Origin of the sequence: Tabrizicola caldifontis (assembly GCF_004762095.1) — a bacterium.
GTDB lineage: Bacteria > Pseudomonadota > Alphaproteobacteria > Rhodobacterales > Rhodobacteraceae > Tabrizicola > Tabrizicola caldifontis.
Window position 1 is genome coordinate 1 of the sequence record NZ_SIJH01000024.1, and the last position, 25,191, is coordinate 25,191.

The window sequence follows — 25,191 nt, forward strand, 5'->3', positions numbered from 1 at the left end:
TCGACAGCTTCGCCGACGCAAGTCGAAAGCTGGACCTTTGGCGCTACGACTGCAACAACGTCAGGCCGCATTCATCGCTGGGCAGCAAGTCGCCAGCAGAAGCGCGCCGGGCGCTTGAGCACTCTGAAGGCGCCGCACCCAGCGCGCTTGCCCAACCCGAAACCGACCACTATCAACCCCAAGGACTCTCGTTATGAACGAGGGACGTCCGGGGGGCAGGTCAGCACCCGTGTTCCAGACCGCGTTCCACCAGGCCGGATCGACCAGCGTCCCGCGCCAGATCCAGCGCCCCGACTCCAGGATGCGCAGCGACAGGTAGTTGTCGAAGCCGATGAACTCGCCGCCGTACAGGTTCGACAGCGCCGTGTTGGTCAGCGAAAACCAGATCGTGCGGATCAGCGGCCAGGCCGCGACGAAGAACAGTGCCGCCAGCATCGGCGCGATGAACCAGAAGGCCGCGCGCTGGCGTTGCTGGGTAAGGCTGAGCCCCCCGGCATTCGATGTCCCGTTCTGTGTTGACATGTGTCCCTCCCCTGCGGGCCCCCCCTCCGAGGCCCGTCTGTTGTCGAGGCGGGCGGCCGCCGCTGGGCTCAGGAGCCGCCCGCCGGTGGGGTCAGTCAGGTCCGGGAGGACTTACCAGCCCGACCCCTTGATGTCGTTCAGCTCGATTTCGAGCAGTTCCAGGTTCTCGGCCGCCGAGCCCTTGCCGGACAGGGTGTTGTGGACCGCCGACCAGAACTTCGCCGACACTTCGTTGTACTTGCCGAGCGTCGGGGCCGAGGGCCGCGGCACGGCGTTCAGGAACACGTCCTTCCACTGCGGGATGATCGGCTGCGCGGCGGCGATGTCGGGATCGTCGTAAAGCGCGATGATCGTCGGCAGGTTCGATTCGGCGATCGCGCGCTGCTTCTGCGCCTCGGGGCCGGCGAGATACATCGCCAGGCTGATCGCGGCTTCCTGCTTGGTCGAGTACTTGGACACGGCCACGTTCCAGCCGCCCAGCGTCGCCGCCGACGGATCGCCTTCCTTGCCGACCGGCAGGGTGGTCACGCCGAAGAGACCCTTGACCGCCGAGTCGTCGCCGTTGCCCAGCGTGTAGGCATAGGGCCAGTTGCGCATGAAGACCGCGTTGCCGGTCTGCCAGACGCCGCGGGCTTCCTCTTCCTGGTAGGCCAGGACGCCCGCCGGGCTGATCGTGCCGACCCAGGATTTCGCCTGCTCGAGCGCTGCGACCGCGTTCGGGTTGTTGATCGAGATCGTGCCGTCCGGCTCGACGATCTGGCCGCCGCCATGCGACTTGACCCATTCCAGCGCGTCGCAGGTCAGCCCTTCATAGGCGTTGCCCTGCCAGACGAAGCCCCAGAGGTCCTTCTTGCCCTCGGCGCGTTCCGCGTCCTGGATCATCTGCGCGGTCTCGGTCAGCTCGGCCCAGGTCTTCGGCGGCTGTTTGCCGTACTTCTCCAGCAGGTCCTTGCGGTAGTAGAGCGCGGGCGCGTCGGTGAAGATCGGCAGCGCGACCAGCTTGCCGTTCACGGTCTGCGATTCGATGATCGAGGGGAAGTGCTGCGGAATCAGGTCCTTGGCGGCCTCGGTCAGGTCCACGAAGTGGTCGGCCAGCTGCGGCGCCCGGATCACGTCGGCCTGATAGAGGTAGATGTCGGTCGTCCCCGCCGCCAGCCACAGGCCGAACTGATCGCTGGTCGGGGCCGGCATCGGCACCAGGGTGACGGTGTGCCCGGTTGCTTCTTCCCAGGTTTTCACCAGCGCCTTGAAGCTTTCGACAGCGTTGCCGACCGCGCCGGAAACAAGGAACTAAGCATCATCATCGGTAATCCTCCGTGTCGGTTCGTCCGCGACGCGGGTTCAACGGCGCAAACGCCCCGGTTCCCGATCTGCGACGGCATCCGACGTTCCGAAAGATTTCGGACTCACTGCGTTTCAAAGCGCTTTCAGTCAACGATTTGATATTTCGGATCAGGTTGACGGGGCGGCGACCGAGTTCCGTTCGACGAATTGTTAGCTGCCGATGCGCTGCAATGCGGCGAGGGGGCGACTCTCGATGGCGCCGGCCAGGGGCTCCCAGCTGTCGCGCAGGGGAGCCTTGGTCACGGTCAGCGCCGGGAAGAAGGCCGAGGCACGCAGCGCAGGCAGAAGGTCGTCATGCGCCAACACCGAAACATCGCCCGACACAGGTAGGCCCAGGGCGGCCAGCGCCTGATAGACGGGCAGAACGGGTTCATCCTCGCGCATGATGTGCAGCACGAACTGTATCCCCCCGGCCGGAGAAATTGGCCGAAAGCCCGGAACCACCTCCATGAAGATGCCGTCCTGGCCAAGGTTACGATGCTGCGGGACCACAAGCCCCACCATCCCCGGCCGCCCCGACACCAGTTTCCGTGCCGAGACATTGGGCTGGTAGTTCATGGCGCGCGCGGCTTCCCAGACGCGAAGCCGGGTTTCCTCATTCATGTCGGAATGGTCGTTCACCGCCCGGCTGACCTGGATGATCGACAGGTCCAGCTTGCGCGCAATGCCCTTCAGTGTGGCCTGGGCGTCTTCCACAAGAATTCCGAAACTTTTCGGATGACGAGGCAAGCCAGAAATCCGTCGCCAGGGCGATCTGACGGGAAACGGTCGTGCGGCGCAACTTCTTCCCGCTGGGCCGCTTGCAGGCGCGGCTTCTGCCGGAATGATTCTCTGCCGTCGCCCTGCCGACGCGCATGGCGCGCGTTCCCGCGCCGACAGCGGCGGCAATCGGTGTCCCTTGTTGAGCTGCGGCTCAATCTCCTGCCGTCCGCGAAAGGCCAAGGCGTATCTGCGCGTTGACAGGGCGGCAGAAGTGCTGAGTAATCAAGTGGCCGAAGGGACGCGGCGCTGTCCGACACGGACCTGTTACAAGGCCCTTGTCAGACTGATCCGACGCCCCGGCCATGACAACAGAACAACCGGGGACAGCCCGTCATCTTAAACCAGGGAGTCACACGTGACCAAAATCTCTTCCACCTTCAACCGCCGCCGGTTCCTGAAAGGCTCCGCTGCCGGCGCGGGCCTGCTTGCCGCCCCGGCGATTATCTCGTCGAAGGCACTGGCCTCGTCGGGCGAACTGAACTTCGTCGGCTGGGCGGGCTATCCGTCGCTTGCCGAGAAGGTGTTCCCCGCGTTCGAGGCCGCAACCGGCATCAAGGTCAACTTCAAGGAGCTTCCAGACCAGGACACGATGTTCGCCGAGGCCAAGGTGGCGCTGCAGGCCGGCGGCATCGACGTGATCGAACCAACCATCGACCGCTGGGGCGGCTGGAACTCGAACGGTTTGCTTCAGCCTTGGGATCCCGCGAAGCTGGCGATGGACAACTATTTGCCGGGCCTGGCCGATGGTTCGGCCGGCGAGCGCAGCCGCGCGAACGGCGAGTTGTTCTATGTGCCTTCGAACTGGGGCACCGAGGCGCTGGTGGTCAACACCGCCGAGGCAAAGCTGTCCGACCCGCCGTCGCTGGGTGACCTCTTCAGCCCCGACAACTCGGTGACGCTGCGTCCTCACTCGGCTCTGGCAGCGATGGGCCGCTACCTTGATGCGCAGGGCAAGCTGCCGCGCCCGTGGATGGACGGGTATACCGATATGGCCGCGATGGTCGAGCTGTGGGACATCGCTCTGGCCGAGGCCGTGAAGGCCAAGGGCAATGTCGTGCAGTGGTGGTCGGGCGAGAACGAGGCCAACGCGGGCTTCGTGGCGAACGGCGCGACCCTCGGCCTGTGCTGGGATTCGACCGGCTACAACCTGCGCAACGACGGCTATGCCTACATCGCGCCAACCGAAGGGGCCTTTGCCTGGCACCAGGGCTTCGTGCTGATGAAGAACGCCAAGAACATCGAGCAGGCGCACGAATTCGCCAAGTTCGTCTCGACGCCGGAAGGGGCGGCGGGCTGGGCCACCGCCTTCTCGTCGAACCCGGTGGGCAAGGGCGCAGCCGATCTCATGGATCCCTCGGTCAAGGAATACTACAACGGCACCTTCAACGACGAGGCGCTGGCCAAGCTGTGGTGGTGGCCCGAGCAGACCGCCGAGTTCATTGCCAAGCGCACCGAATACGCCGACAAGTACAAGGCGTCCTGAGTGCGACGCCCGTGACCGGAGCGCCGGGCCCGAAAGGGTCCGGCGTGACTTTTTCGCGCGCAGATGGGTCGTTCTGGACCGAAGGACCGGCCCGAACTGGCGATACCGATTGCAAGGGGCAGCCTGCCTGCTAGCCTGCAACAAAAAGACGATCACTCCAGGGGGACTACCAGGGCCATGAGCGCCGGAATCGATCTTGAAAACGTCTGCTGTGACTTCGGCACCTTCCGGGCGGTGGACAATGCCAATGTCTCCATCCGACCGGGCGAGTTCTTCTCGTTCCTCGGCCCCTCGGGCTGCGGCAAGACGACGATCCTGCGCATGGTCTCGGGTTTCATCGAGCCGACCGAGGGCACAATTCGAATCGGCGGCAAGGATGTGAAGGGAACCCGGCCCAACCAGCGGCCGACGGCACTGATCTTCCAGAACCTCGCGCTGTTTCCTCTGATGCCGATCTGGGAGAACATCAGCTTCGGCCTCGAAGTGCGCGGGGTGGACAAGGCGACCCGGCGGAAGAAGGCGGAAGAGCTGCTCAAGCTGGTCGATCTGCCCGGCGCGGCGGACAAGATGGTCAGCCAGCTGTCGGGCGGACAGAAGCAGCGGGTCGCCATCGCCCGTGCCTTGGCGGTGGAGCCGCAGGTGATGCTGCTGGACGAACCCCTGTCGGCGCTTGACCTGAAGTTGCGTCAGCACATGCGGGCAGAGCTGCGCGCCATCCAGCAGCGGACGGGCGTGACCTTCATCTACATCACCCACGACCAGGGCGAGGCTCTGGCCATGTCAGACCGCGTGGGGGTGATGAGCCAGGGCCGAATCCAGCAGATCGCCGACCCCAGAGAGATCTACAACAACCCGGTAAACGGCTTCGTGGCCGGTTTCGTGGGCGAGAACAACATCTTCGAGGGCCAGGTGCAGCAGGCCGCCGGTGGCATGGCCAGCTTTGTCACCCCGCACGGCACCTTCCGCGCCCGGCTGGGCGATCTGGGTGGCAAGGCCGGCAAGCTTTACGTCCGGCCCGAACACACGGTGTTGTCATCCACGCCGGCGACAGAGAACTCGGTTCCCGTGACGATCGGGGACATCTCGTTCGAGGGCAGCTTCATCGCCATCCACGCAACCACGGAGACCGGCGCGGCGCTGACTTCGGAAATCCGCAACGACGGTTCGGCCACTGTGCCAGAGCGCGGTGCACGGATGTTCATGTCCTTCGACCCGGCGCGGGCCGCGATCCTGCCCGACGCGAATGTAAGGGGCTGAGACCATGCAGGACATGCTGCGCCGCTATGGGCCGGGTCTGACCCTTCTGATGTGCCTGCTGGTCGCCTTCTGGCTGATCATGCTGGTGATCGTGCCGAACATCACGCTGTTCGAGCAGAGCTTCCGCCCCTACCTTCCGGTGACCGAGATCGGCGGCCCGCGCGACACCTACAGCCTGGGCAATTACATGAAGGTCTTCGACGGCCGCGTCGAAAAAAGCATTCTCGGCTTCAGCTACACCATCCCGGTGCATGTCTATACCTTCCTGCTGACGATCTTCTATTCGATGGTCGTTACCGTGCTGTGCTTCCTGATGGCCTATCCGCTGGCCTATTACATGGCCAAGATCGTAAACCCCCGGTCGCTGCCAACGCTGATCCTGTTGCTGTTCATCCCGCTGTGGGTGTCCGAGGTGCTGCGCGCCTTCGCCTGGTGGATCATCCTTGCGTTCAAGGGCCCGCTGAATGCGCTGTTGCAGGCGGTGGGCCTGATCGAAGACCCGATCCGCTGGACCAACATGGGCTATACCGGCGTCGTGATCGGGCTGATCTACACCTATGTCCTGTTCATGCTCTTCCCGGTCTACAACGCGATTCAGTCGCTGGACACCAACCAGATCGAGGCTGCCGAGGACCTGGGCGCGCCCTGGTGGAAGATTCACTGGCGGATCGTGCTGCCCCATGCCAAGCCCGGCATCGCCTCGGGTTCGGTGATGGTGTTCATGCTGTCGGCCGGATCGCTGCTAGTGCCCTCGATCCTGGGATCCACCACCTCGCAGTGGTTCACCCAGACCATCGACCAGTGGTTCAAGGACGCGCTCGACTGGAACACGGCCTCGGCCTATGCCTTCCTTCTGCTTCTGCTCTGCACGCTCATCGTCACGCTGGCGATGTGGCTGTTCCGGGTGAAGCTGTCGGACATCGCGAAGTAGGGGGGCCGCACGATGCACAAGCTGCGTCAGAACCTTTCGCATCTCTACATGATGCTGTTCCTGCTTTACCTGCTGTTGCCGCTGGTGGTGATGTCGGGGGCGGCGTTCAACGACTCGAAGCTGCCTTCGATCGTGCCGTGGAAGGGCTGGACCACGATCTGGTTCAGCGAGATGATTGCCGACCAGCGGATGATGAAGGCCTTCGTCAACACGCTGTGGGTGGCGGCGGCGGTGGCGGTGATTTCGGTCGTCATCGGCACCGCCAGCGCGATCCTGATCAACTCGATCTCGGGTCGGGCGCGGACGGTGCTTTACGGCATGATGATCTCGACCATCCTGATTCCGGGCGTGGTGATCGGGATTTCGACAATGATCATGTGGACCCAGCTCGGGGGTCTGCTGTTCGGACCGGACACCCGCCCCTGGCCGTTCATTCCCGGTCTGCATCTCAGCGTTCTGGGCCAGGTCAGCTATATCTCCGCCATGGTGATGCTTCTGGTGCTGGCGCGGCTGCAAAGCTTCGATGCCGGGCTGGAGGAGGCGGCGCTGGATCTGGGCGCAAGCCATTCCCAGGTGATGCGTCGGATTCTGCTTCCGCATCTTTATCCGGCGATCGGCGCCGGGGCGGCGGTGGCCTTCTTCCAGTCGATCGAGAACTTCAACGTCACCCAGTTCACCCGTGGCGGGGCGGATACCCTGACGGTCTATGTCTTCTCGAAGGTGCGGTCGGGCATCACGCCCACGATCAACGCGCTGGCCTTCCTGCTGATCATGGTGACGCTGATCCTGGCCCTGGTGTACGAAGTCAACCGCCGTCGTAAGGCGCGCATCGAGGCCGCCCGCGAGGCCGAGGCGCGACGGGCCGAAGCGGCCGAGATGTGAGCCTGCCCTTGGATCACTTCGCCACCCCTCGCGGGTAGCGACGAGAAGACGAGGTCGCACGCGGAGTGAAGTGTCAGAGGCCGTCGAGAACGGTCTTGCACAGGGCCGAGTCCGGGTCGGCCAGCCCGTCGATCACATCGAAATGGTGCCGTCCCGGCTGGGCCGTCCAGGGGCAGGCCCATTCCTCGGACAGCACCCGGGCCTGCCACAGGAAGGCGGGCCGCTCCTCTGCGCCGACCCAGACATGCGCCGTGACCCCCGCCCGCAGGGGCAGCCGCGCCGGGCTTTCCGCGGCTGCCTCATCCGGGTCGATCCCGAGCGTCGCGTTCATCCCAGTCGCCATCAGCGGCCCGAGTTCCGACAGAGGCGAGATCGGTACAACCCGGGTGACCGGCACGGTCAGGTCGGCACAGCCCATCCGTGCGGCCAGATGGCCCCCGGCGGAATGGCCGGTCACGACCATCGGTCCGGCAATGCGGTGGGACAGAACCCAGCAGGCCTGTGCGATCTGGCCGGTGATTTCCCCGATTCGTGCGGCCGGGGCCAAGGTATAGCCCGGCATCGCCACGGCGAAGCCCCGCGCCAGGGGGCCGGCGGCCAGATGCGACCAGTGCGTCTTGCCGAACAGGTGCCAGTAGCCGCCATGCACAAAGACCACCACGCCGCGCGGGGTGCCTTCGGGCAGGAACAGGTCCAGCCTTTCCCGATGGCCCGGACCATAGGCGATGTCGGCTTGCGCCCGCCCGGCCAGGGTTTCGCGGAAGGCCGCGGCCTCGCGCGCCCAGCGGTCGGGATAGTCGGCAGCACCGGGAATGAAGGCACCATTGGCATAGTCGCGGTCAGGGTCGGGCCAGGCATAGGGCGGGCGGGTCACAGCGGCTGCTCCTTGGGCCGGCGGGCTGAGCCCGCTGCACATGCGGCCCGGCAACCGGGGTCGAAATGCCCGACGATCGGACCCTTCACATATGCACCCGTCACATCACCGCCCCGATCTGCCAAGGCACGAATTCCGCCCCGCCGAAGCCCAGCTCTTCGGAAAGGGTCTGCTGACCGCTGGCAACGGCGATGATCTTTTCCAGGATCTCTTCGCCCTTCGCCTCAATGCTGACCCCGTCCAGGACATCGCCGCAGTTGATGTCCATGTCCTCTTTCATCCGGGCATACATCTCGGAATTGGTGGCAAGCTTGATGCAGGGGCTGGGCTTGTAGCCCGAGACGGACCCCCGCCCCGTGGTAAAGACGATGAGCGTTGCGCCGCTGGCGATCTGGCCGGTGACGCTGCAGGGGTCGTAGCCGGGGCTGTCCATGTAGACGAAGCCCGGCGTCGTGATCGGTTCGGCAAACTTGTAGACCCCGGACAGCGGAGCGGTGCCCCCCTTGGCCACTGCGCCCAGCGATTTTTCCAGAATCGTCGTCAGCCCTCCGCGCTTGTTCCCTGGCGAGGGGTTGTTGTCCATCTCGCCATCGTTCCGGGCGGTGTAGTCCTCCCACCAGCGGATGCGCTCCAGCAGTGTCTCGCCCACCTCGCAGCTGACCGCGCGGCGGGTCAGCAGGTGTTCGGCACCGTAGATTTCCGGGGTTTCCGACAGGATCGTGGTGCCGCCCATGCGCACCAGAAGGTCGCTCGCGTGGCCGAGAGCGGGGTTCGCCGTGATGCCGCTATAGCCGTCCGACCCGCCGCATTGCAGCCCGACGACCAGTTTTGACACCGGCGCGGGGGCGCGGACCGCCCGGCCCGCGACCTCGGCCATCTCGCGCAGCACCTTCAGCGCCCGCTCGATCGTGGCGCGGGTGCCGCCCTCGCCCTGGATGGTCATGTAGCGGAAGTTGCCGTCCGGGCGCAGCCGGCCCTGACCCACGAGGTCGGGCACCTGCATCACCTCGCAGCCGAGACCCACCAGCAGGATGCCGCCGAAATTCGGGTTCCGCGCATAGCCCTTCAGAGTGCGCATCAGGGTCTGGTAGCCCTCGTTCGTGCCCGACATGCCGCAGCCGGTGCCGTGGACGATGGGCACCACCCCGTCGATCCCCGGAATGGACGCCAGCACCAGGTCTTTCTCGGCGGCCTCTGCGATGAAGCGGGCGACCGAGCCCGAGCAATTCACCGACGTCAGGATGCCAAGATAGTTCCGCGTGCCTACCGAACCGTCCGCGCGGTGAAAGCCCATGAAACTGCGCGGTTCCAACGGGGGAAGGGGGCGGCATTCCGACCCGATGGCATAGTCGCTGGAATGCGGACCCATGCCGAGGTTGTGGCTGTGGACGTGGGCACCCACCGGAATGTTGGCCGTCGCCTGGCCGATGATCTGGCCGTAACGCACCACCTGCTCGCCCGCGGCAATGGCGCGAGCCGCGATCTTGTGACCGCGCGGTACCGGACCGGGCAGGGGGCTGTCCACCCCTTCGACCTTGCTGCCGGCAGAAAGGTCCTGCAAGGCGATCACCACATTGTCCGACCCGTGCAGCCGGATCACTCCGCTTGCCATGAGAACCCCTTCCTTGACAGGCTTGGCCATCTGCCTAACATGTTAGCATGTTACAACCAGCAGCGCCCGCCAAACAAGAGCCCTCCGCCGCCGCGCGTCTGCGACCCTTGGCGGAGTTTACGGGCTCTCTCGGCCAGCGCGTCTATCAGACGCTGCGGCAGGCGATCCTGTCGCTGGCCTACAAGCCGGGTGAAATCCTGCGCAAGCCCGAAATCTGCGAGGCGCTGGGCGTAAGCCGCAGCCCCGTCGCCGATGCGGTGGCGCGATTGCAGGGCGAGGGGCTGGTTGACGTGGTGCCGCAGGCAGGCACTTTCGTCGCGCGGTTTTCGATGCAGGAAATCCGCGAAGGCGCCTTCCTGCGCGAGGCGATCGAAGTCGCGGCGATCGAAAGGGTGGCCGAACGCATCACCGACGAACAGCTGCAACTTCTGCGCCGCAACCTCACCGTGCAGGCCGCCCTTTTGGCCGATGGCGACATTGCGGGCTTCTATGCAACCGATGCGGCGATGCACGAACTGCTGCTGTCATTTACCGGTTTTCCAAGGCTGGCCCAGGTCGCTGAAACGGCCTGGCTGCATGTGAACCGCGCGCGGCAGCTGATCCTGCCGGTGCCGGGCCGGGTGCAGGCGACGCTGGCCGAACACCAGGCGATCCTTGCGGCTATGGAGGCCCGCGATCCGCAGGCCGCACGGGCGGCAGTGCAGGCGCATCTGCGCCAGTTGATCACCTATCTCGAGCCGCTGGAGCGTGAGCGGCCCGATCTCTTCAACCCTGCCTGAGCCGCCATGATCCCGAATCGCCCGCGCTATGCTGCCCGCCTGAATGCCTTCAAGCGCAAGGGGGACACGGTGGCGGGTATGCTGGCGGCGGCAGGACGTGTTGGGGGTCTTTCAGCCGCCGACCTGAACTATCCCGACCATTTCGTCGCCCATGACCCGGCCAGCCTGTCGCGCCTGCTGGCTGACCATGGCCTTGCGCTGAACGGTCTGGCGATGCGCTATTACACGGAAGAGGGTTTCCGTCTTGGCGCCTTCACCCACCCCGACGCGGCCATCCGCCGCGCGGCCATTGACCTGACAAGACGCGGCATCGACGCATGCGCCGAAATGGGTGGCAGCCAGATGACGCTGTGGATGGGGCAGGACGGGTTCGACTACAGCTTTCAGGCCGATTATGCGCGGATGTGGGATGACACGATCGCCGCGCTGGCCGAGGTCGCCGATCACAACCCGGCCATCGACATCGCGGTGGAATACAAGCCCAACGAACCACGCGCCCATGCACTGATGCCCGACATGGCAACGACCCTGCTGGCGCTGGCCGAGGTCGGGCGAAGGAACACCGGCGTCACGCTGGACTTTGCCCATATGCTTTATGCCGGGGAGATGCCTGCCAAGGCCGCGATGCTGGCAGCCCGGCGCAGCCGGATCCTCGGCCTGCACTTGAATGACGGCTACGGCAAACGCGACGACGGGTTGATGGCGGGTTCGGTCCACCCGGTGCAGACGGTGGAACTCCTGGTGGCGCTGGCCCGCATCGGTTACGGCGGCATCATCTATTTCGACACCTTTCCCGACCATTCCGGGCTGAACCCCATCGACGAGGCGCGCACGAACATCCGCCTGACCGACCGCCTGATCGAGATCGCGGCGCGGTTGGCGGCCGATCCGGCGTTGGCTGCCGCCCAGGCCCGGCAGGATGCCGCCGCAGCAACGGGGCTGGTCATGGCAGCGCTGTGCGGCGCGTGAAGCCCCCTTGTCAGATGCATGCCATGGTCTACCATCCCGGCGTCATCCGACCGACCAGATGCCGAGAACCGTGCCGCCAGTCCCGTTTTCCCGACCCGTCATCCTCTGCGCAGGTTCGCTGCACCATGATGTGATCGTGAACGCCCCCGGACTGCCGCGCCCGGACCAGACGCTTGTTGGCACAGCTGTCCGCTATGCTTTCGGCGGCAAGGGCGGCAATCAGGCCGTGGCTGCTGCACGCGCCGGGGCCGATGCGCACATGGCCGGGGCGGTCGGATCGGACGAGCCGGCGATCCTGCTGCGCGCGGCGCTGGACGCCGCCGGAGTGCGGCGCAACGCCGTGCAGACACACCCCGGTGCCTCTGGCATGTCCGTTGCCATCGTGCAGCCGGATGGAAGCTATGCGGCTGTCATCGTTTCGGGTGCCAACCTTCTGTTCCGGGCAGAAGCGGTGAGCTTCCCCCGGGACTGCGCCCTGCTGATGCTGCAAAGCGAGATCCCCGAAGCGGCGAACCTTATTCTGGCCAGCCGTGCCCGGGCAGAGGGCATTCGCACCGTCCTTAACGCAGCCCCCGCGCGGGCCGTCAGCCCCGAGCTTCTGCGTCTGATCGACCTCCTGGTGGTGAACCGGGGCGAGGCCGCCGACCTGCTGTCCCGGCCAGAAACCGGCCTTGACGCCGAGGCCGCCGCAAACGACCTGTCGGCACGGGGGCCCGCCGGGGTCATCGTCACATTGGGGGCCGAGGGTCTGGTCATCGCCGAGGGCGGCAGGGTGGCCTGGCATGCGGCACAACCTGTCAAGGTCGTCTCGACCCACGGGGCGGGCGACAGCTTCATCGGGGCCATGGCCGCCGAATGGGCCCGGGGCGCCAGCCTTGCCGACGCCGCGGCTTTCGGCCAGGCAGCCGCAGCGCTGCATGTCAGCCTACCGGTCGAGGAACGCCCCGGGATCGACGAAGCGGCGATCCGCGCCAGGATTTGACCCGCCTGCCGTGCTGACCGTGGCCGACACGCCGACCGGATCGGCGGGTGTGATGGCCCTTGCTACCCCCGCCGCCCGACGCAAGATTTCCAGCAAAGAGAGATGATTCCGCGACGCAAGCCGCACCGTCTATTTCGCTGTCGTCGCGGGAACCAGCCGTTCCGGGATCAGCCCGTCAGCCGCCAGTGCCTGCCAGAGAGCCTTGGGAACTTCTGTCTGGGCAGCGCGGATATTGCTTTCCATTTCTGTCAGACCCTGCCCGCCGGGGATCACGCTGACCGTGGCCGGGTGCAACAGCGGAAAACGGAAGGCCGCGTCCACCAGTCGCACACCGTGGGCTTCGCAAACCGACTGCAAACGCGCGGCGCGGTCCAGAACCGGTTGCGGGGCCGGTGCATAATTGTAATACGCGCCGGGGCGCGGGCCAGTGGCGAGGATGCCCGAATTGTACGGCCCGCCGATCACTACCCCGACGCCCCGTGCCGCCGCCTTGTCCATGAACCCAAGTGCCCCCTGTTCGAGCAGCGTGAAGCGCCCCGCCAGCAGGAAAATGTCGAACTCTCCGCGCTCCATCATCCAGTCGCAGGGTTCCCATTCGTTGACGCCTGCTCCGAAGCCCGCGATCACGCCTTCGTCGCGCAGCCGGCAAAGCGCGCGGTAGCCGCCGGCCATGAATTCTTCCAGTCGCGCCTGTTTCGCGGCCTCCGATCCATGGGTGAAGATGTCGAGGTCATGGACATAGACAAGATCCACCCGGTCGAGTGCCAACCGTTCCAGGCTGATTTCCAGTGACCGCAGAACCCCGTCGTGGCTATAGTCGAACCACTCGCGCCGCGAGGGCACATCCACCCATTTGCCCGCCCCGTCGCCCTGCCCGGGGGGGACGGCCTGCAAAAGCCGCCCGACTTTGGTCGAAAGGACATAGTCGCCCCGTGGCTTGCCGCGCAGGAAATGGTTGATCCGCGTCTCGGAAAGGCCAAAGCCGTAAAGCGGCGCGGTGTCATAGTAGCGCACACCAGCTGCCCAGGCCGCCTCAAGCACGGCTTGGGCTTCGGCCTCGGAAATCGCGCGGAAAAGGTTGCCCAGCGGCGCTGCGCCGAAGCCGAGCTCGGTGAAGGAAATCCCCCCGGTTCCACGCCTGTCCCAGTGCCTTCGTGCCAGCATCCTTGCCTCCCCAGTCAATGCTGACATGCTAGTATGTTGCGGGCTTCCCGGCCAAGGGCTTTCCGGTTAGCCTGCGATCAGGGAGGCGAGTCATGACACGGTTCGAACAGGTTTTCGGGCGACGCAAGCCCGTGATTGCCATGGTGCATCTGGGCGCGATGCCCGGCACCCCGCTGCATGACGCGGCGGGCGGAGTGGAGGCGATCCTGAAGGGTGCCGAGGCAGATCTGGCAGCTTTGCAGGCCGCCGGGGTCGATGCGGTGATGTTCGGCAACGAAAACGACCGGCCCTACGAGCTGCGTGTCGATCCAGCCTCCACTGCCACAATGGCCTATGTGATCGGGCGGTTGCGCGACCGGATCACGATTCCCTTCGGCGTCAATGTCCTGTGGGACCCCATGGCGACCATGGCTCTGGCGGCAGCGACAGGGGCGGCCTTCGTGCGCGAGATCTTCACCGGCACCTATGCCAGTGACATGGGCCTCTGGGCCCCCGACGCCGGCGCCGCGCGGCGCTACGGGGCAAGGATCGGGGCAGGGACGGTGGCGACGCTTTACAACGTCTCGGCCGAATTCGCCGGCTCTCTCGACCCCCGGCCACTGGCTGACCGGGCGCGCAGCGCCGTGTTTTCCTCGATCCCCGACGCGGTGCTGGTCTCGGGCGCGATCACCGGCGAGGCCGCGCGGATGGAGGATCTGGAGGCGGTGAAGCGCGTCCTGCCTACAACGCCGGTGCTGGCCAATACGGGCGTCAAGCATGCGACCGTGGCCGAGGTGCTTCGTATCGCCGACGGCTGCATCGTGGGCTCTGCGCTGAAGGTCGGTGGGGACACCTGGGCACCGGTGGACCCGGAGCGCGCAAAGGATTTCATGGACCGCGCCCGGGCAGCAAGGGGCAAGGCATGACAGCCAGGAAGGCCCCGGAATTCCTGATGATTCCGGGAGATTTTGTTCGAGGAATTCGCAGGTTCCCTTGACGGAATTTGCTGGCGCGAGGGCTCGATGATCCGCGATCTTCTGACCGAACTGATGCTCATTCCCGGCCTTTCAGGTCACGAACAGGGCGTGGCCCGGGCCATCGCCGCGCATCTGGACGGGATGGGGCTGCCTTATCGCTCCGACCGGCTGGGCAACCTGATCTGCACGATCCCGGGCGATCCCGCGCTTCCTTGTGTCATGGTCTTTACCCATATGGACCAGCTGGGCTTTGTCGTTCGCAAGGTCGAAGCCTCGGGTCTGATCCGGCTGGAAAGGCTGGGCGGTGTGCCGGAGCGCGCGCTTGCGGCGCAGGCGGTGGTGCTATCGACTGAAAAGGGTGACATTCCCGGTGTCATCGCCAACAAGTCGCACCACGCAACCACACCGGACGAGAAATACCGCGTCGTCCCCTATGCCGAACTTTACGTCGATGCGGGCTTTGCCTCGGCAGAACAGGCCCATGCCGCCGGCGTGCGCATCGGCACGCCAGTCACCTACCTGCCGCGTGTCCTGCCCCTGCACGGCACTCGCCTGGCCGGCACATCGATCGACGACCGTGCGGGATGCGCTGTGCTCCTGGCGCTTGCGGCCGCCCGCAAGGGGCAGTTCGGGCCGACGCTGCATCTGGTCTGGTCGGTGCAGGAAGAATACAATCTGCGCGGCGTCTTGCCGGCGGCGATGGCGCTGTGCCCGGATATCGCCCTGCAGATCGACCTGCTTCTGGCCTGCGACACGCCCGACATGGCCGCGCGCGGCGAGGTGGTGCTTGGCGGGGGGCCTGGCATCAGCCTGTACTCCTTCCACGGGCGGGGCACGCTGAACGGGGTGATCCCGCATCCGGCCCTTGTCGCTCTGGCAGAAGAGGCGGCACATGCCGCCGGTCTGCCCCTGCAGCGTTCGGCACACACCGGGGCACTGACCGATCTTTCCTACATCCAGTTCATGGGGCCGCAGGGTGTGGCCTGCCTGGATGTCGGCTTTCCGATGCGCTACTCGCATTCGGCGCTTGAGGTGGTGGATACCGCCGATCTCCACGGGCTGGCGGCCTTGCTGGGCGTCATGCTGGACCGGATCACCCCGGACCTCAAGTTGACGCGCGACCCATGACCCATACTCTTGGCATCGATATCGGCACTTTCGAGACCAAGGGCGTCCTGGTCGCCCATGACGGCACGATCACCGCAACCGCCAGCCGCCCTCACAGGATGCTGGTGCCGCGCCCCGGCTGGGCCGAGCACCGGGCGGAAGAGGACTGGTGGGGTGATTTCGTCCAAGTCACACGGACACTCCTGGGGCAGTCGGGCCTTGATCCGCGCGAGATCACGGCCGTTGCCGCCAGTGCCATCGGACCCTGCATGCTGCCGGTTGACGCTGTTGGCACGCCCCTGATGAACGGTGTCCTGTATGGCGTCGATACCCGCGCGACCGCCCAGATTGCCGCACTGAACGCGGCCATCGGCGAGGACGTCATCCTTTCGACCTGCGGCAATGCGCTGACCTCGCAATCGGTGGGGCCGAAGATCCTGTGGCTGAAGGAAACGCAGCCCGACCTGTTCGCCCGTACAGCGAAGGTTCTGACCTCGACCAGCTACCTGACATGGAAGCTGACCGGCGAATACGTCATCGACCACTACACCGCCGCCAATTTCTCGCCGCTTTACGATGTGAACCGTCAGGACTGGACCGATGCGCTGGCAGACATCCTGCCGCTCGACCGGCTGCCCCGGCTGATGTGGTCCACCGGGATTGCCGGTCGTGTCACCGCCGCCGCTGCCCGGGAAACCGGGCTGGCCGAGGGCACCCCGGTCACCTGTGGCACCATCGACGCGGCGGCCGAGGCGGTCAGCGTCGGCGTGGCCGCGCCGGGCGACATGATGCTGATGTATGGTTCGACCATCTTCATCATCCAGGTGACGGCGGCGCCGGTGCGGGATCCGCGGCTGTGGTATGCTCCGTGGCTGTTCGAGGGCCAGCACGCCAGCATGGCAGGGTTGGCGACCAGCGGAACGCTGACCCACTGGTTCCGTGACCAGCTTGCGCGCGATGCGGATTTCGCCGGGCTTGCCGCCGAGGCCGAAGCCAGCCCCAAAGGGGCGAAGGGGCTTTTGTGCCTGCCCTATTTCTCGGGCGAGCGGACGCCGATCCACGATCCGCTGGCGAAGGGTGCCTTCTTCGGCCTGGACCTGACCCACACGCGTGGCGACCTTTACCGTGCGGTGCTGGAGGGGATAGCGATGGGCACCGCCCATGTGCTTGAGACCTATGCCGTGCTTGGCGCCAGCCCGGCGCGTATTCGTGCGGTCGGGGGCGGGACGAAGAACGCGGTCTGGCTGCAAGCCACATCCGACCTTGGTCACGCGGCACAGGAGGTCTGCGACAAGACCATCGGGGCCAGTTATGGTGATGCCTTCCTGGCGGCATTGGCCATCGGGGCCGTGCCGGGGGATGCGATTCACCGCTGGAACCCGGTCGTCCACAACGTGGCGCCCGAACAGGTGGCGGCGTATGATCGTCAGTATCCGCTGTGGAAAGCGCTTTACGCGCAGACGAGGGACATTGCCCATACGCTTGGGGTAGCCTGATGCAGTTCGACCGGATGCGACCCGACCAGATCGCCCGTGCCGTCGCCGAGGGCTTGCCCGTCGTCCTGCCGATCGGGGTCATGGAATATCATGGGAAGCACCTGCCCGCCGGAGTGGACCTTCTGATCGTGACGGAGACACTGCGCAGGCTGGGTGACCGGATCATCACCCTGCCGCCCTTCGCCTATGGCGCGGCGAGCCATGCGGTTGCCGGTCCGGGGGAGGGGACGCTGCATCTGGAGCCCGCCACCTTCCTGCCGCTGGCCGAGGCGCTGTTTACCGGGCTGCTGGCGACCGGATTTCGCAACCTCCATGGCGTGATCCACCACCAGACCGAGAACTTCGCGCAAGGCATGCCGACCGACCTTGCCTTCCGCCTCGCCGCCCGCAACGCGATCTTCCGCCATCTGGAAGGCACGCGCGGCCCCGGCTGGTGGGGCAAGGGCGAGATGGCCGATTATTATGCGCTGCATGCACAGGGTGCGGACCCGTTCAACTGGATCCGCATCCATCCGCTGTTCCCGAAGGGCGCGGACTTTCCCTTTGATCATGCCGGGGTGGGCGAAACCGCGCTGATGCTGGCACTTGCGCCTGACACGGTGGACATGACCAGCGCGCGGGATGGCGGGCACTGGTACACGGAAACCGCGCCGCAGGCGACGGCAGAGCTGGGGGAAAAGGGCGTTGCCATCGCGCTGTCGCATCTGCGAACCGTTCTGGGGCTTGACTGACGGCCAGGTCCGTCCCGGGGCTTCGCCGGGTCGCTGCACGATGGGCGACCGGGCGAGGAGACGCCGCAGGCGAACGACGCGCGTTCGCTCAAAGCTCTGGCAGATCGATCACGCCCTTCTTCAGGATGAAGCAGCCATAGGGCCTGCTGTCGGCGGTGCGGATGATTGCGAATGCACGCTTCGCCGCCTCGTAGAAGGCGAAACGTTCCAGCGCCTCCATCCCGACCGGGCGGCCTTCGGCGCTGTCGGCGACGGCCTGCATCCGGGCAAAGATCGGCTTTTCGGCCGCAGGGTCGCCCACAACCTGCATCCGCCGGATCGGGGCGGGCACGAAGGTATCCAGCGGCATCAGCGACAGGATCGCCCGGGCCGCGGTGGGAATGTCGCAGCCCGCCATGTCGATCAGCCGGCCGTAGGTCGTCTTCGCTGCGATGGTTGCGGCCGGATGGTTCACGTCGCACAGCACCAGATCGTCGCCGTGGCCCATCAGCATGAGGACATGCACGATTTCAGCGCTCAGCCTCTGGTCGATGCCCTTCAGCATGTGGCCGGCAACCGGATCTTTCGGGGCAGACCCGTGGGCGTCATTTGACCGCCCCCGCCGCCATGCCCTTGATGATGAACCGTTCCAGCGCGACGCCGATGATGATCAGCGGCAGGATGGCGGCGAAGGACAGCGCCGCCATCGACCACCAGCTGATGCCTTGCGATCCGGTCTGGCTGGCTACCATCACCGGCAGGGTGTTGGCATGGGTCGAGGTCAGAAGCGCCGCGAAGAAATATTCGTTCCAGGTCAGTACCAGCGACAGGATGAAGGCCGCCACCATCCCCGGCAGGGCGATCGGCAGGATGATGGTGAAAAAGGCTCCCCAGATGCCCAGGCCATCGACCATCGCCGCCTCCTCCAGCTCGGTCGGGATGGTCGAGAACTGGTCCTTCATGATCCAGATCACGATGGGCAGGACCGTCAGCGTGTAAAGAAGGATCAGCCCGATCCGGGTATCGAGCAGCGCCAGTTCCTTGTAAAGCACCAGGAAGGGCAGGGCCAGCACCACAGGTGGCAAGATGAGCTGCGACAGGAAGAAGAACGAGATGTCGTCGTTCTTCATGAACCCGAAACGGTAGCTGAACCGCGACAGCCCGTAGGCGGCCAGGCTGCCCAGCACGACCGCAAGGGTCGAGGCCGATAGCGCGATGATAGCCGAATTGCCGAAGCGTTTCAGGAATTCGGCCCGGGCGGTGCTTTCGCGCCCCAGCGCATCGGGCGACAGGCCGATGGCCTCCCAGCCCTTCCACTGCGGGGTAAAATCGACCCAGGGGATCATGTTCCCCTTCATCACGTCGGGCGCCATCTTGAAGCTGGTCGTCAGCGTCCAGTAGATCGGGAACAGGCAGATGACTGCCCAAAGGATCAGCGCCCCGTAGATCGCGATCCGCCCGGTCCACCACTTCGCGCAGTGGGCAAGGTCCGTCTCGTGGTCGCGGAAGATCTGGTTGCTCATGTGCGGGGTCTCGTGTAGCGGCCGGCCCATTTCATCAGCACGGTCATGAAGATCACGATCAGCACCAGATAGACCATGGCCAGCATGGTGCCATAACCGACGTTCGAGCGTTCCCGGTATTCGCGGAAGATGAAGCTGGTCACGGTGTCCGTTGCGCCGCCCGGCCCGCCCGAGGTGATGTTGATGACGATGTCGGCCAGCTTCAGCTTGAAGATGATGCGGATCAGGATCGCGGTGACGCTGACCGGCAGCATCAGGGGGAAGGTCACCTCCCAGAAGGCCTTCCAGCCGCGCGCGCCGTCAACCTTTGCCGCCTCGGTCAATTCCTTGGGGATGGCCTGCAGCCCGGCCAGCAGCATGATCATCATGAAGGGGATGAAGGTCCAGGCGTCCAGCACCATGATGGTGGCCTTGGCCATCCAGGGTGTCTCGAAGAAGGCGGGGTTTTCCACTCCCAGCCAGCGGGCCAGGCGCGAGATCGGCCCAAAACGGGCTTCGAGCATCGACTTGCCGATCATCCACGATACGGCGACGGGCGACAGCATCAGCGGCAGCAGGAAGGCCACCCGGAAGAACTTGCGCGCCCGGATCTGCGCATTCAGCAGAAGCGCCAGGCCGAAGGCAATGGCGTATTCGACTATGATGGCCAGCACATACCAGACCATGTTCCCCAGCGCATTCCAGTAGAACGGGTCAGTCCACATCTGGCGCAGGTTCGCAAGGCCGTTGAACGACCGGCCGGTGGGGCTGGAGAGGTTCCAGCTTGAGAAGGCGATGGTCAGACCGAACAGCAGCGGAAAGACCGTCAGCGAGATCACGAACAGCGCCGCGGGCAGGACAAAGAGCGTGCGCTTGCCCTGTTCGCCCCGGATGATCACCTGCGACCAGCATAGCGCCGTGGCCCACAGGCAGTATGCATAAAGCGTCGGCCGCCAGGTGGTGAAGCCGAAGTCGCGCCAGCCCAGCGCCTGTGCGGTCTGGGCCAGTGCAACCAGCGCCAGCAGCCCGGCTGTCCCCCAGACCAGAAACCGCCCCAGCCGTTTCAGGCCTTCGCCGATCTCGTCCGAGGTGACGACGTGAAGATGATCCGATCCGCTCAATTCCGCCTGCCGTCCGTTTTGCGCGCCCCCAGAAGCCGGAGGCGCGTTTGGTCATGCAGGGTGGGCCGGGCGGCCCACCCTGCCTGCATCACATCCCGAGCGACGCCTTGTAGAGGGCGATCTGGCTGTCGCGGCCGATCTGGTCGGTGATCTTCTCCCAGGCGGCGGCGATGGCATCGGCGGTTTCCTGCGCCGACTTGTACTGACCCGCAAAGCCCTTGGCCAGTTCGTCCTCGGCCACCGAATAGTACTGGAAGATGCCGGGGATGCGCGGTTCGATCGCGGCGTTCGGGTGGTTGTAGCTGTCCGCGTTCGAGCCGAGATAGTCCTCGACATAGGCGCGGTCGTAGCCGGCGGCTTCCCATTCCGCATAGTTGAAATGAGAATTGCGATAGGGCTGGAAACCCGAGGGATAGGCCGCCGTCCACAGCGACAGATCCTTCCCGCCCAGATGCGCTGCCGCCGACCAGGCAGCCTTGCGCTTCTTCTCGTCACCCGAGACGCGGTTGGTGACGTAGATCCCCCAGCCGATGTAGGCCATCACGGGGGCCTCGTTCGCGGTTTCCTCCCACGCGCCGGCGGCCGAGTTGTAGCGTCGAGTCGAGCCCGGGTTGATCCCGAAGCCAACCACATCGCCCACCACCGAGGTGTCAGAGGTCCGCGCCGAGGATCCAACGTCACCCCACCACATCAGCATGGAACCCGTGCCGGCCAGGAACTGGCTGAAGGCGGTGGTGCCGGGGTCGGCGTTGATCTGGTCGGCCGGATAGGCGCCGGGGGTTGCGATCAGGTCCATCACGTCCTGGATGGCCTGCACCCAGCCCGGGTTGTTCACGCGCGGCTTCATCGTGTCGGGGTCGAACAGCCAGGCGCGGTCGTCGGGGTGTTTCACATATGCCGCAGCGCGGTTGCAGATGAAGTAGAAGCCGAAGCCGCCCCAGCCTTTCAGCGGGTCCAGGTAGCCATGCGCGGGCAGGCCGGTCAGCGGGTCGGTCTTGCCGACCAGCGCCTTCGAGACCGCGTTGACCTCTTGCCAGGTCTTCGGCACCTCGGGCCCGCCGATCGCGCCCTCGCCGAAATAGTCCTTGCGATAGGCGAAGGTGTGGCAGTCGCCGTCGATGGTGATGCGGTATTTCTTGCCGTTCCAGGTGCCCACCGGGGGCTTGAGATAGCCCACAAGATCGTCGGCCTCTATCTGAGCTTCAACCCAGTCGGGCATCTCGTCCAGCAGGCCACGGCCGGCGGTGTCGCCCTCGAAGGGGGCGCCCATCTCGATGATGTCGAAATCGACCGTGCCGGTGGCGATGGACTGCTGCAGGCGGCTGTTGTAGTCGGCCTGCGCAAGGTCGATCCAGTTGATCTTTGCGCCGGTGTAGGCTTCCCACGGCTTCAGGAAGCCGCGGAACAGGAAGTTGTGCAGGTTCTGGTTGTTGAGCCCCATGAAGGTCAGCTCGACCCCGGCAAATTCGCCTTCGGCGACATTGGCCTTCGTCGCCCCAAGGCAAAGCTCGCCCACCTGCTGCCAATGCGCATCGGTCGGGCTGCCCGCGCCCACCCCGGGAATGGCCAGGATCTGGGCGCGCAGATTGTCTTGCGCCGAGGCAATCCTTGCGGTCATCGGCATGGCCGCCATGGCGCCAAGCGCGGTCGCGCCCTGCAGCATCCGGCGCCGGCTCATCCGCGCCATGAGGGCGTTGTAATGTTCGACTTTCACGTTCTTTCCTCCCTTTTTCTGCCCTTGCGGCGCGTCAGGCGCCCGGGCCTTTTCAATGGTGCCGGGGGGCGTCCGAACCCGTGGCCCCAGGCGGGCGACAGCCGGCGCAAGATGGAACGCGGGGCCTCCCCTCCCCCCAAGGAATGCTTTCCCCTGGGGAAGCTTTGCAGGGGGGCAGGGCACCTGTCAAGTTTCTAACATGTTAGTATGATCAGCCGGTGGACAGGGCCCGCCGCCGCCGCTAGCCTTGCGCCGGAATCCGGGGAGGGGGCAGATGGCCGAAGTCACGATCCGCGCGTTGAAGAAGGCGTATGGCGCGGTGCAGGTGGTCCACGGGCTGGACCTCGACATTGCTGACGGGGAATTCGTCGTGCTGGTCGGGCCGTCGGGCTGCGGGAAATCCACGCTGCTGCGGATGATCGCGGGGCTGGAGGAAATCACCAGCGGCGACATCCTGATCGGGGCGCGACGGGTGAACAACCTTCCCCCCAGCGAACGCGACATTGCCATGGTCTTCCAGAACTACGCGCTTTATCCGCACAAGACGGTGGCGGCGAACATGGGTTTCGCGCTGAAGATGCGGGGCTTGGACAAGGCCGAGATCGACCGAAAGGTGAAACGGGCGGCAGAGATCCTGGGCCTGACCCCCTATCTCGACCGCTATCCCAGGGCGCTGTCCGGTGGCCAGCGCCAGCGAGTCGCCATGGGCCGGGCCATCGTGCGCGATCCGCAGGTGTTCCTGTTCGACGAACCGCTGTCGAACCTCGACGCAAAGCTGCGGGTTCAGATGCGCACCGAAATCCGCGAGCTTCACCAGCGGCTGAAGACGACGACCGTCTATGTCACCCATGACCAGATCGAGGCGATGACCATGGCCGACAAGATCGTGGTCATGCAGGGGGGGCGGATCGAGCAGGTCGGCGCGCCGCTGGAATTGTATGACCGCCCGGCGAATACCTTCGTGGCGGGCTTCATCGGCAGCCCGGCGATGAACATGCTGCCCGCCGTGGCACGCGGCGGGGCGGCGGTGCTGGAGGACGGCACCCGCCTGCCATTGCCGCCCGGTCTGATGGTGGCGGACGGGCGCGAGTTGACCTATGGCGTCAGGCCGGAGCATCTGGTCGCCGGCGGGGAAGGCCTGGCAGGCACGGTTGCCGTGGTAGAGCCCACCGGGTCGGAGACCCATGTCGTGCTGCGCGCTGACGGGCACGAGGTGGTGGCGATGTTCCGCGATCGCGTGACCTTCCGGCCGGGGGATGCGATGACCCTTACGCCTGACGCGGAAAAGGTGCATCTCTTCGACAGGGCTTCGGGCGTGCGTCTGGAGTGACAAGCGGCGGAGCGGGGCGCCTTGCATCCCGCGCGTCCGGGTTATTTGAGAACGGAACAAGCTGGGGAGGGCTTTCCGGTGCTGAAGGGGATCGACAACCGGCTGAATGCCGAGGTGCTGGCCTGCCTGCGGGCCATGGGGCATGGCGACGTGCTGATCGTCGCGGATACGAACTTTCCGTCCGACAGCGTGGCGCGGGCGACGGTGACGGGCAAGCTTCTCAGGATGGAGAACCTGACCGCCGCCGAAGCGGTGAGGGCAATATTGTCCGTCCTGCCGCTGGACACCTTCGTTGACGACTTCGCAGGGCGGATGGAGGTGGTCGGCGCGCCAGATGAGATTCCGCCGGTGCAGCTTGAGGTGCAGGCGGAGATCGACCATGCCGAAGGCCGGTTCCGGCCGATGGTCGGGATCGAACGCTTTGCGTTTTACGATCTGGCCCGCAAGTCCTATGCCGTCATCCAGACCGGGGAACGCCGCTTCTACGGCTGCTTCATGTTCCGCAAGGGTGTGATCCCGCCAGAGGCATGAACCGATGAAACCCATTGTCATCCTTGGAATCTTCGTGGCTGACACGGCCTACCGCGCCGAGCGTATGCCGAAGATGGGCGAAACGATCCTGGGCCGAACCTTCGCGTTGGGGCCGGGGGGCAAGGGCTCGAACCAGGCGGTGGCCGCGGCCATGGCTGGCGGCAGGACGCATTTCATCACGCGCCTTGGCCGGGACGATTTCGCGCAGATCGCCCGCAGCACCTGGGCCAGGGCCGGCGTGCATCCCGAGGTTACCGAGGATGCGGAAAGCTACACCGGCGCGGCCTTCATCTTCCTTGAGGATGCAACCGGCAACAACGCGATCATCGTCTCGCCCGGTGCGGCGGCGCGGATCACCCCGCAGGATCTGGAGGCCAAGGCCGACCTTATCCGTGGCGCATCGGTCTTCGTCACGCAGCTGGAACAGCCGATCCCGGCCGCGCGACGGGGCCTTGAGATTGCGCGTGCAGCAGGGGTCACGACGATCCTGAACCCGGCCCCCGCGGCCGAACTTGATGATTCACTGCTTGGCCTGTGCGATTTCGTGACGCCGAACGAATCCGAGGCCGAAGCCCTGACCGGCATGCCGGTGACCAGCGTTGCCGAGGCAGAGCGCGCGGCGGATGCGTTGCTGGCGCGGGGCGTGGGCGCGGTGGTCGTCACGCTGGGCGGCAACGGCGCGCTTTACCGCGACCGAAGCCGCAGCGTGCATGTCCCGGTGATCAGCGCCGGCCCGGTGGTCGAGACGACGGGAGCCGGTGATGCCTTCAACGGGGGCTTCGCGGTTGCCCTTTCCGAGGGACGCGATGTGGTCGATGCGGTGCGCTTCGGTTGCGCCACCGCCGGCATTTCCGTGACCCGCGCCGGCACTGCCCCGGCCATGCCGACCCGAGCAGAAATCGAGGCGCTGCTCGCCCGCACATAGCCCTGTCATCCTTATGTTACAAATCCTTCGCATATATGTCACCCTGCCGTCCTAAAGCGGCAGGCAGGGTCGCTGCGTGCGGCCGGGATGGAGCAGGCGATGGATGATATCCGCACGGGCCTTGATGCGGGCACTGTCACGGCCAAGATGTCTGCGCGTGGGGTTCAGGTGTATTACGGCACGAACCACGCGCTGAAGGATGTTGATGTTGACATCCTGGACCGGGCGGTGACGGCCT

The 25,191-nt window shown here is 65.5% G+C and carries 23 protein-coding genes and 1 pseudogene; 15 read left to right on the top strand and 9 right to left on the bottom strand.

What is annotated here, in order from left to right:
- Positions 1-197, top strand: a 197-nt coding sequence (locus EYB42_RS16015; RefSeq protein WP_167851049.1) for an integrase core domain-containing protein, incomplete at its 5' end; no start/stop codon positions are given.
- A 436-nt stretch (positions 198-633) separates the two neighbouring features.
- Here EYB42_RS16015 and EYB42_RS16025 read toward each other — a convergent pair.
- Together EYB42_RS16025 and EYB42_RS16030 are read right to left on the bottom strand one after the other, a co-directional pair.
- Positions 634-1,770 (bottom strand): annotated as a pseudogene (locus tag EYB42_RS16025) (ABC transporter substrate-binding protein); the annotation flags it as partial.
- Between the two features lie 246 nt (positions 1,771-2,016).
- Positions 2,017-2,562 carry a LacI family DNA-binding transcriptional regulator gene (locus EYB42_RS16030; protein ID WP_167851050.1) on the bottom strand — a complete coding sequence of 182 codons (546 nt, stop codon included), beginning with the start codon at positions 2,560-2,562 and terminating at the stop codon, positions 2,017-2,019.
- A gap of 421 nt (positions 2,563-2,983) precedes the next feature.
- Here EYB42_RS16030 and EYB42_RS16035 point away from each other — a divergent pair, with 421 nt between their 5' ends.
- From EYB42_RS16035 to EYB42_RS16050, 4 genes are all read left to right on the top strand, one after another.
- The gene (locus EYB42_RS16035; protein WP_135451112.1) at positions 2,984-4,111 is read left to right on the top strand and encodes an extracellular solute-binding protein; all 1,128 of its coding nucleotides are present in this window, start codon (positions 2,984-2,986) and stop codon (positions 4,109-4,111) included.
- A gap of 177 nt (positions 4,112-4,288) precedes the next feature.
- Complete coding sequence (locus EYB42_RS16040) at positions 4,289-5,368, top strand: ABC transporter ATP-binding protein (RefSeq protein WP_135451092.1); 1,080 nt, start codon at positions 4,289-4,291, stop codon at positions 5,366-5,368.
- 4 nt (positions 5,369-5,372) lie between these two features.
- The gene (locus EYB42_RS16045; protein ID WP_135451093.1) at positions 5,373-6,299 is read left to right on the top strand and encodes an ABC transporter permease; all 927 of its coding nucleotides are present in this window, start codon (positions 5,373-5,375) and stop codon (positions 6,297-6,299) included.
- Positions 6,300-6,311: 12 nt separating this feature from the next.
- A complete protein-coding gene (locus tag EYB42_RS16050) occupies positions 6,312-7,181 on the top strand; it encodes an ABC transporter permease (protein ID WP_135451094.1) in 870 nt (289 codons plus the stop codon).
- 73 nt (positions 7,182-7,254) lie between these two features.
- Here EYB42_RS16050 and EYB42_RS16055 read toward each other — a convergent pair whose 3' ends face one another.
- Together EYB42_RS16055 and EYB42_RS16060 are read right to left on the bottom strand one after the other, a co-directional pair.
- Positions 7,255-8,055 carry an alpha/beta hydrolase gene (locus EYB42_RS16055; protein WP_240784221.1) on the bottom strand — a complete coding sequence of 267 codons (801 nt, stop codon included), beginning with the start codon at positions 8,053-8,055 and terminating at the stop codon, positions 7,255-7,257.
- Between the two features lie 100 nt (positions 8,056-8,155).
- Positions 8,156-9,697, bottom strand: a complete 1,542-nt coding sequence (locus EYB42_RS16060) for a UxaA family hydrolase (protein WP_135451096.1) — start codon at positions 9,695-9,697, stop codon at positions 8,156-8,158.
- A 77-nt stretch (positions 9,698-9,774) separates the two neighbouring features.
- On the opposite strand from EYB42_RS16060, the gene EYB42_RS16065 reads away from it, so the two are divergent.
- Genes EYB42_RS16065 through EYB42_RS16075 form a run of 3 tightly spaced genes read left to right on the top strand, consistent with a single transcriptional unit; the run spans position 9,775 to position 12,397 of the window.
- Positions 9,775-10,446, top strand: a complete 672-nt coding sequence (locus EYB42_RS16065) for a GntR family transcriptional regulator (protein ID WP_240784223.1) — start codon at positions 9,775-9,777, stop codon at positions 10,444-10,446.
- Between the two features lie 6 nt (positions 10,447-10,452).
- Positions 10,453-11,415 (top strand): sugar phosphate isomerase/epimerase family protein, encoded by a 963-nt coding sequence (locus tag EYB42_RS16070; protein WP_135451098.1) that lies wholly within the window; start codon positions 10,453-10,455, stop codon positions 11,413-11,415.
- Between the two features lie 58 nt (positions 11,416-11,473).
- Entirely contained in the window at positions 11,474-12,397 is a 924-nt protein-coding gene (locus EYB42_RS16075) for a PfkB family carbohydrate kinase (protein ID WP_135451099.1), read from the top strand.
- Positions 12,398-12,526: 129 nt separating this feature from the next.
- On the opposite strand, the gene EYB42_RS16080 is transcribed toward EYB42_RS16075, so the two are convergent.
- Positions 12,527-13,561: an aldo/keto reductase gene (locus EYB42_RS16080; protein WP_135451100.1), complete on the bottom strand. Its 1,035-nt coding sequence runs from the start codon at positions 13,559-13,561 to the stop codon at positions 12,527-12,529.
- 92 nt (positions 13,562-13,653) lie between these two features.
- Here EYB42_RS16080 and EYB42_RS16085 point away from each other — a divergent pair, with 92 nt between their 5' ends.
- The 4 genes from EYB42_RS16085 (at position 13,654) to EYB42_RS16100 (ending at position 17,851) form a co-directional block, all read left to right on the top strand.
- On the top strand, positions 13,654-14,466 hold the full coding sequence (locus EYB42_RS16085; RefSeq protein ID WP_135451101.1) for a BtpA/SgcQ family protein: 813 nt from the start codon (positions 13,654-13,656) through the stop codon (positions 14,464-14,466).
- A gap of 96 nt (positions 14,467-14,562) precedes the next feature.
- Positions 14,563-15,645 carry a M42 family metallopeptidase gene (locus EYB42_RS16090; RefSeq protein WP_135451102.1) on the top strand — a complete coding sequence of 361 codons (1,083 nt, stop codon included), beginning with the start codon at positions 14,563-14,565 and terminating at the stop codon, positions 15,643-15,645.
- Positions 15,642-17,120, top strand: a complete 1,479-nt coding sequence (locus tag EYB42_RS16095; RefSeq protein ID WP_135451103.1) for an FGGY-family carbohydrate kinase — start codon at positions 15,642-15,644, stop codon at positions 17,118-17,120. The genes EYB42_RS16090 and EYB42_RS16095 overlap by 4 nt, the downstream gene beginning before the upstream one ends.
- Positions 17,120-17,851 carry a creatininase family protein gene (locus tag EYB42_RS16100; RefSeq protein ID WP_135451104.1) on the top strand — a complete coding sequence of 244 codons (732 nt, stop codon included), beginning with the start codon at positions 17,120-17,122 and terminating at the stop codon, positions 17,849-17,851. Before EYB42_RS16095 ends, EYB42_RS16100 begins: the two co-directional genes overlap by 1 nt.
- A gap of 88 nt (positions 17,852-17,939) precedes the next feature.
- On the opposite strand, the gene EYB42_RS16105 is transcribed toward EYB42_RS16100, so the two are convergent.
- The 4 genes from EYB42_RS16105 to EYB42_RS16120 all read right to left on the bottom strand — a co-directional run bounded on the left by EYB42_RS16105 (position 17,940) and on the right by EYB42_RS16120 (position 22,167).
- Positions 17,940-18,395, bottom strand: coding sequence for an RbsD/FucU family protein (locus EYB42_RS16105; RefSeq protein WP_135451105.1), 456 nt, complete (start codon positions 18,393-18,395; stop codon positions 17,940-17,942).
- Between the two features lie 40 nt (positions 18,396-18,435).
- The gene (locus EYB42_RS16110) at positions 18,436-19,353 is read right to left on the bottom strand and encodes a carbohydrate ABC transporter permease (RefSeq protein ID WP_135451106.1); all 918 of its coding nucleotides are present in this window, start codon (positions 19,351-19,353) and stop codon (positions 18,436-18,438) included.
- Positions 19,350-20,453: a carbohydrate ABC transporter permease gene (locus EYB42_RS16115; protein ID WP_135451107.1), complete on the bottom strand. Its 1,104-nt coding sequence runs from the start codon at positions 20,451-20,453 to the stop codon at positions 19,350-19,352. The genes EYB42_RS16110 and EYB42_RS16115 overlap by 4 nt, the downstream gene beginning before the upstream one ends.
- Positions 20,454-20,541: 88 nt before the next feature.
- Positions 20,542-22,167: an extracellular solute-binding protein gene (locus tag EYB42_RS16120; protein ID WP_135451108.1), complete on the bottom strand. Its 1,626-nt coding sequence runs from the start codon at positions 22,165-22,167 to the stop codon at positions 20,542-20,544.
- A 274-nt stretch (positions 22,168-22,441) separates the two neighbouring features.
- Here EYB42_RS16120 and EYB42_RS16125 point away from each other — a divergent pair, with 274 nt between their 5' ends.
- The 3 genes from EYB42_RS16125 to rbsK all read left to right on the top strand — a co-directional run bounded on the left by EYB42_RS16125 (position 22,442) and on the right by rbsK (position 24,953).
- Positions 22,442-23,497 (top strand): ABC transporter ATP-binding protein, encoded by a 1,056-nt coding sequence (locus tag EYB42_RS16125; RefSeq protein ID WP_135451109.1) that lies wholly within the window; start codon positions 22,442-22,444, stop codon positions 23,495-23,497.
- Between the two features lie 78 nt (positions 23,498-23,575).
- A complete protein-coding gene (locus EYB42_RS16130) occupies positions 23,576-24,028 on the top strand; it encodes an RbsD/FucU family protein (protein WP_135451110.1) in 453 nt (150 codons plus the stop codon).
- Positions 24,029-24,032: 4 nt separating this feature from the next.
- Entirely contained in the window at positions 24,033-24,953 is a 921-nt protein-coding gene (rbsK, locus tag EYB42_RS16135) for a ribokinase (RefSeq protein WP_135451111.1), read from the top strand.
- The last annotated feature ends 238 nt before the right edge of the window (positions 24,954-25,191 follow it).

Excerpts from the sequence above, each read along its gene's own strand:
- EYB42_RS16040 (WP_135451092.1), top strand. The coding sequence starts at position 4,289 with ATGAGCGCCGGAATCGATCTTGAAAACGTCTGCTGTGACTTCGGCACC.
- EYB42_RS16045 (WP_135451093.1), top strand. The coding sequence starts at position 5,373 with ATGCAGGACATGCTGCGCCGCTATGGGCCGGGTCTGACCCTTCTGATG.
- EYB42_RS16050 (WP_135451094.1), top strand. The coding sequence starts at position 6,312 with ATGCACAAGCTGCGTCAGAACCTTTCGCATCTCTACATGATGCTGTTC.
- EYB42_RS16060 (WP_135451096.1), bottom strand. The coding sequence starts at position 9,697 with ATGGCCAAGCCTGTCAAGGAAGGGGTTCTCATGGCAAGCGGAGTGATC.
- EYB42_RS16070 (WP_135451098.1), top strand. The coding sequence starts at position 10,453 with ATGATCCCGAATCGCCCGCGCTATGCTGCCCGCCTGAATGCCTTCAAG.
- EYB42_RS16075 (WP_135451099.1), top strand. The coding sequence starts at position 11,474 with ATGCCGAGAACCGTGCCGCCAGTCCCGTTTTCCCGACCCGTCATCCTC.
- EYB42_RS16080 (WP_135451100.1), bottom strand. The coding sequence starts at position 13,561 with ATGCTGGCACGAAGGCACTGGGACAGGCGTGGAACCGGGGGGATTTCC.
- EYB42_RS16085 (WP_135451101.1), top strand. The coding sequence starts at position 13,654 with ATGACACGGTTCGAACAGGTTTTCGGGCGACGCAAGCCCGTGATTGCC.
- EYB42_RS16090 (WP_135451102.1), top strand. The coding sequence starts at position 14,563 with ATGATCCGCGATCTTCTGACCGAACTGATGCTCATTCCCGGCCTTTCA.
- EYB42_RS16095 (WP_135451103.1), top strand. The coding sequence starts at position 15,642 with ATGACCCATACTCTTGGCATCGATATCGGCACTTTCGAGACCAAGGGC.
- EYB42_RS16100 (WP_135451104.1), top strand. The coding sequence starts at position 17,120 with ATGCAGTTCGACCGGATGCGACCCGACCAGATCGCCCGTGCCGTCGCC.
- EYB42_RS16105 (WP_135451105.1), bottom strand. The coding sequence starts at position 18,395 with ATGCTGAAGGGCATCGACCAGAGGCTGAGCGCTGAAATCGTGCATGTC.
- EYB42_RS16110 (WP_135451106.1), bottom strand. The coding sequence starts at position 19,353 with ATGAGCAACCAGATCTTCCGCGACCACGAGACGGACCTTGCCCACTGC.
- EYB42_RS16125 (WP_135451109.1), top strand. The coding sequence starts at position 22,442 with ATGGCCGAAGTCACGATCCGCGCGTTGAAGAAGGCGTATGGCGCGGTG.
- rbsK (WP_135451111.1), top strand. The coding sequence starts at position 24,033 with ATGAAACCCATTGTCATCCTTGGAATCTTCGTGGCTGACACGGCCTAC.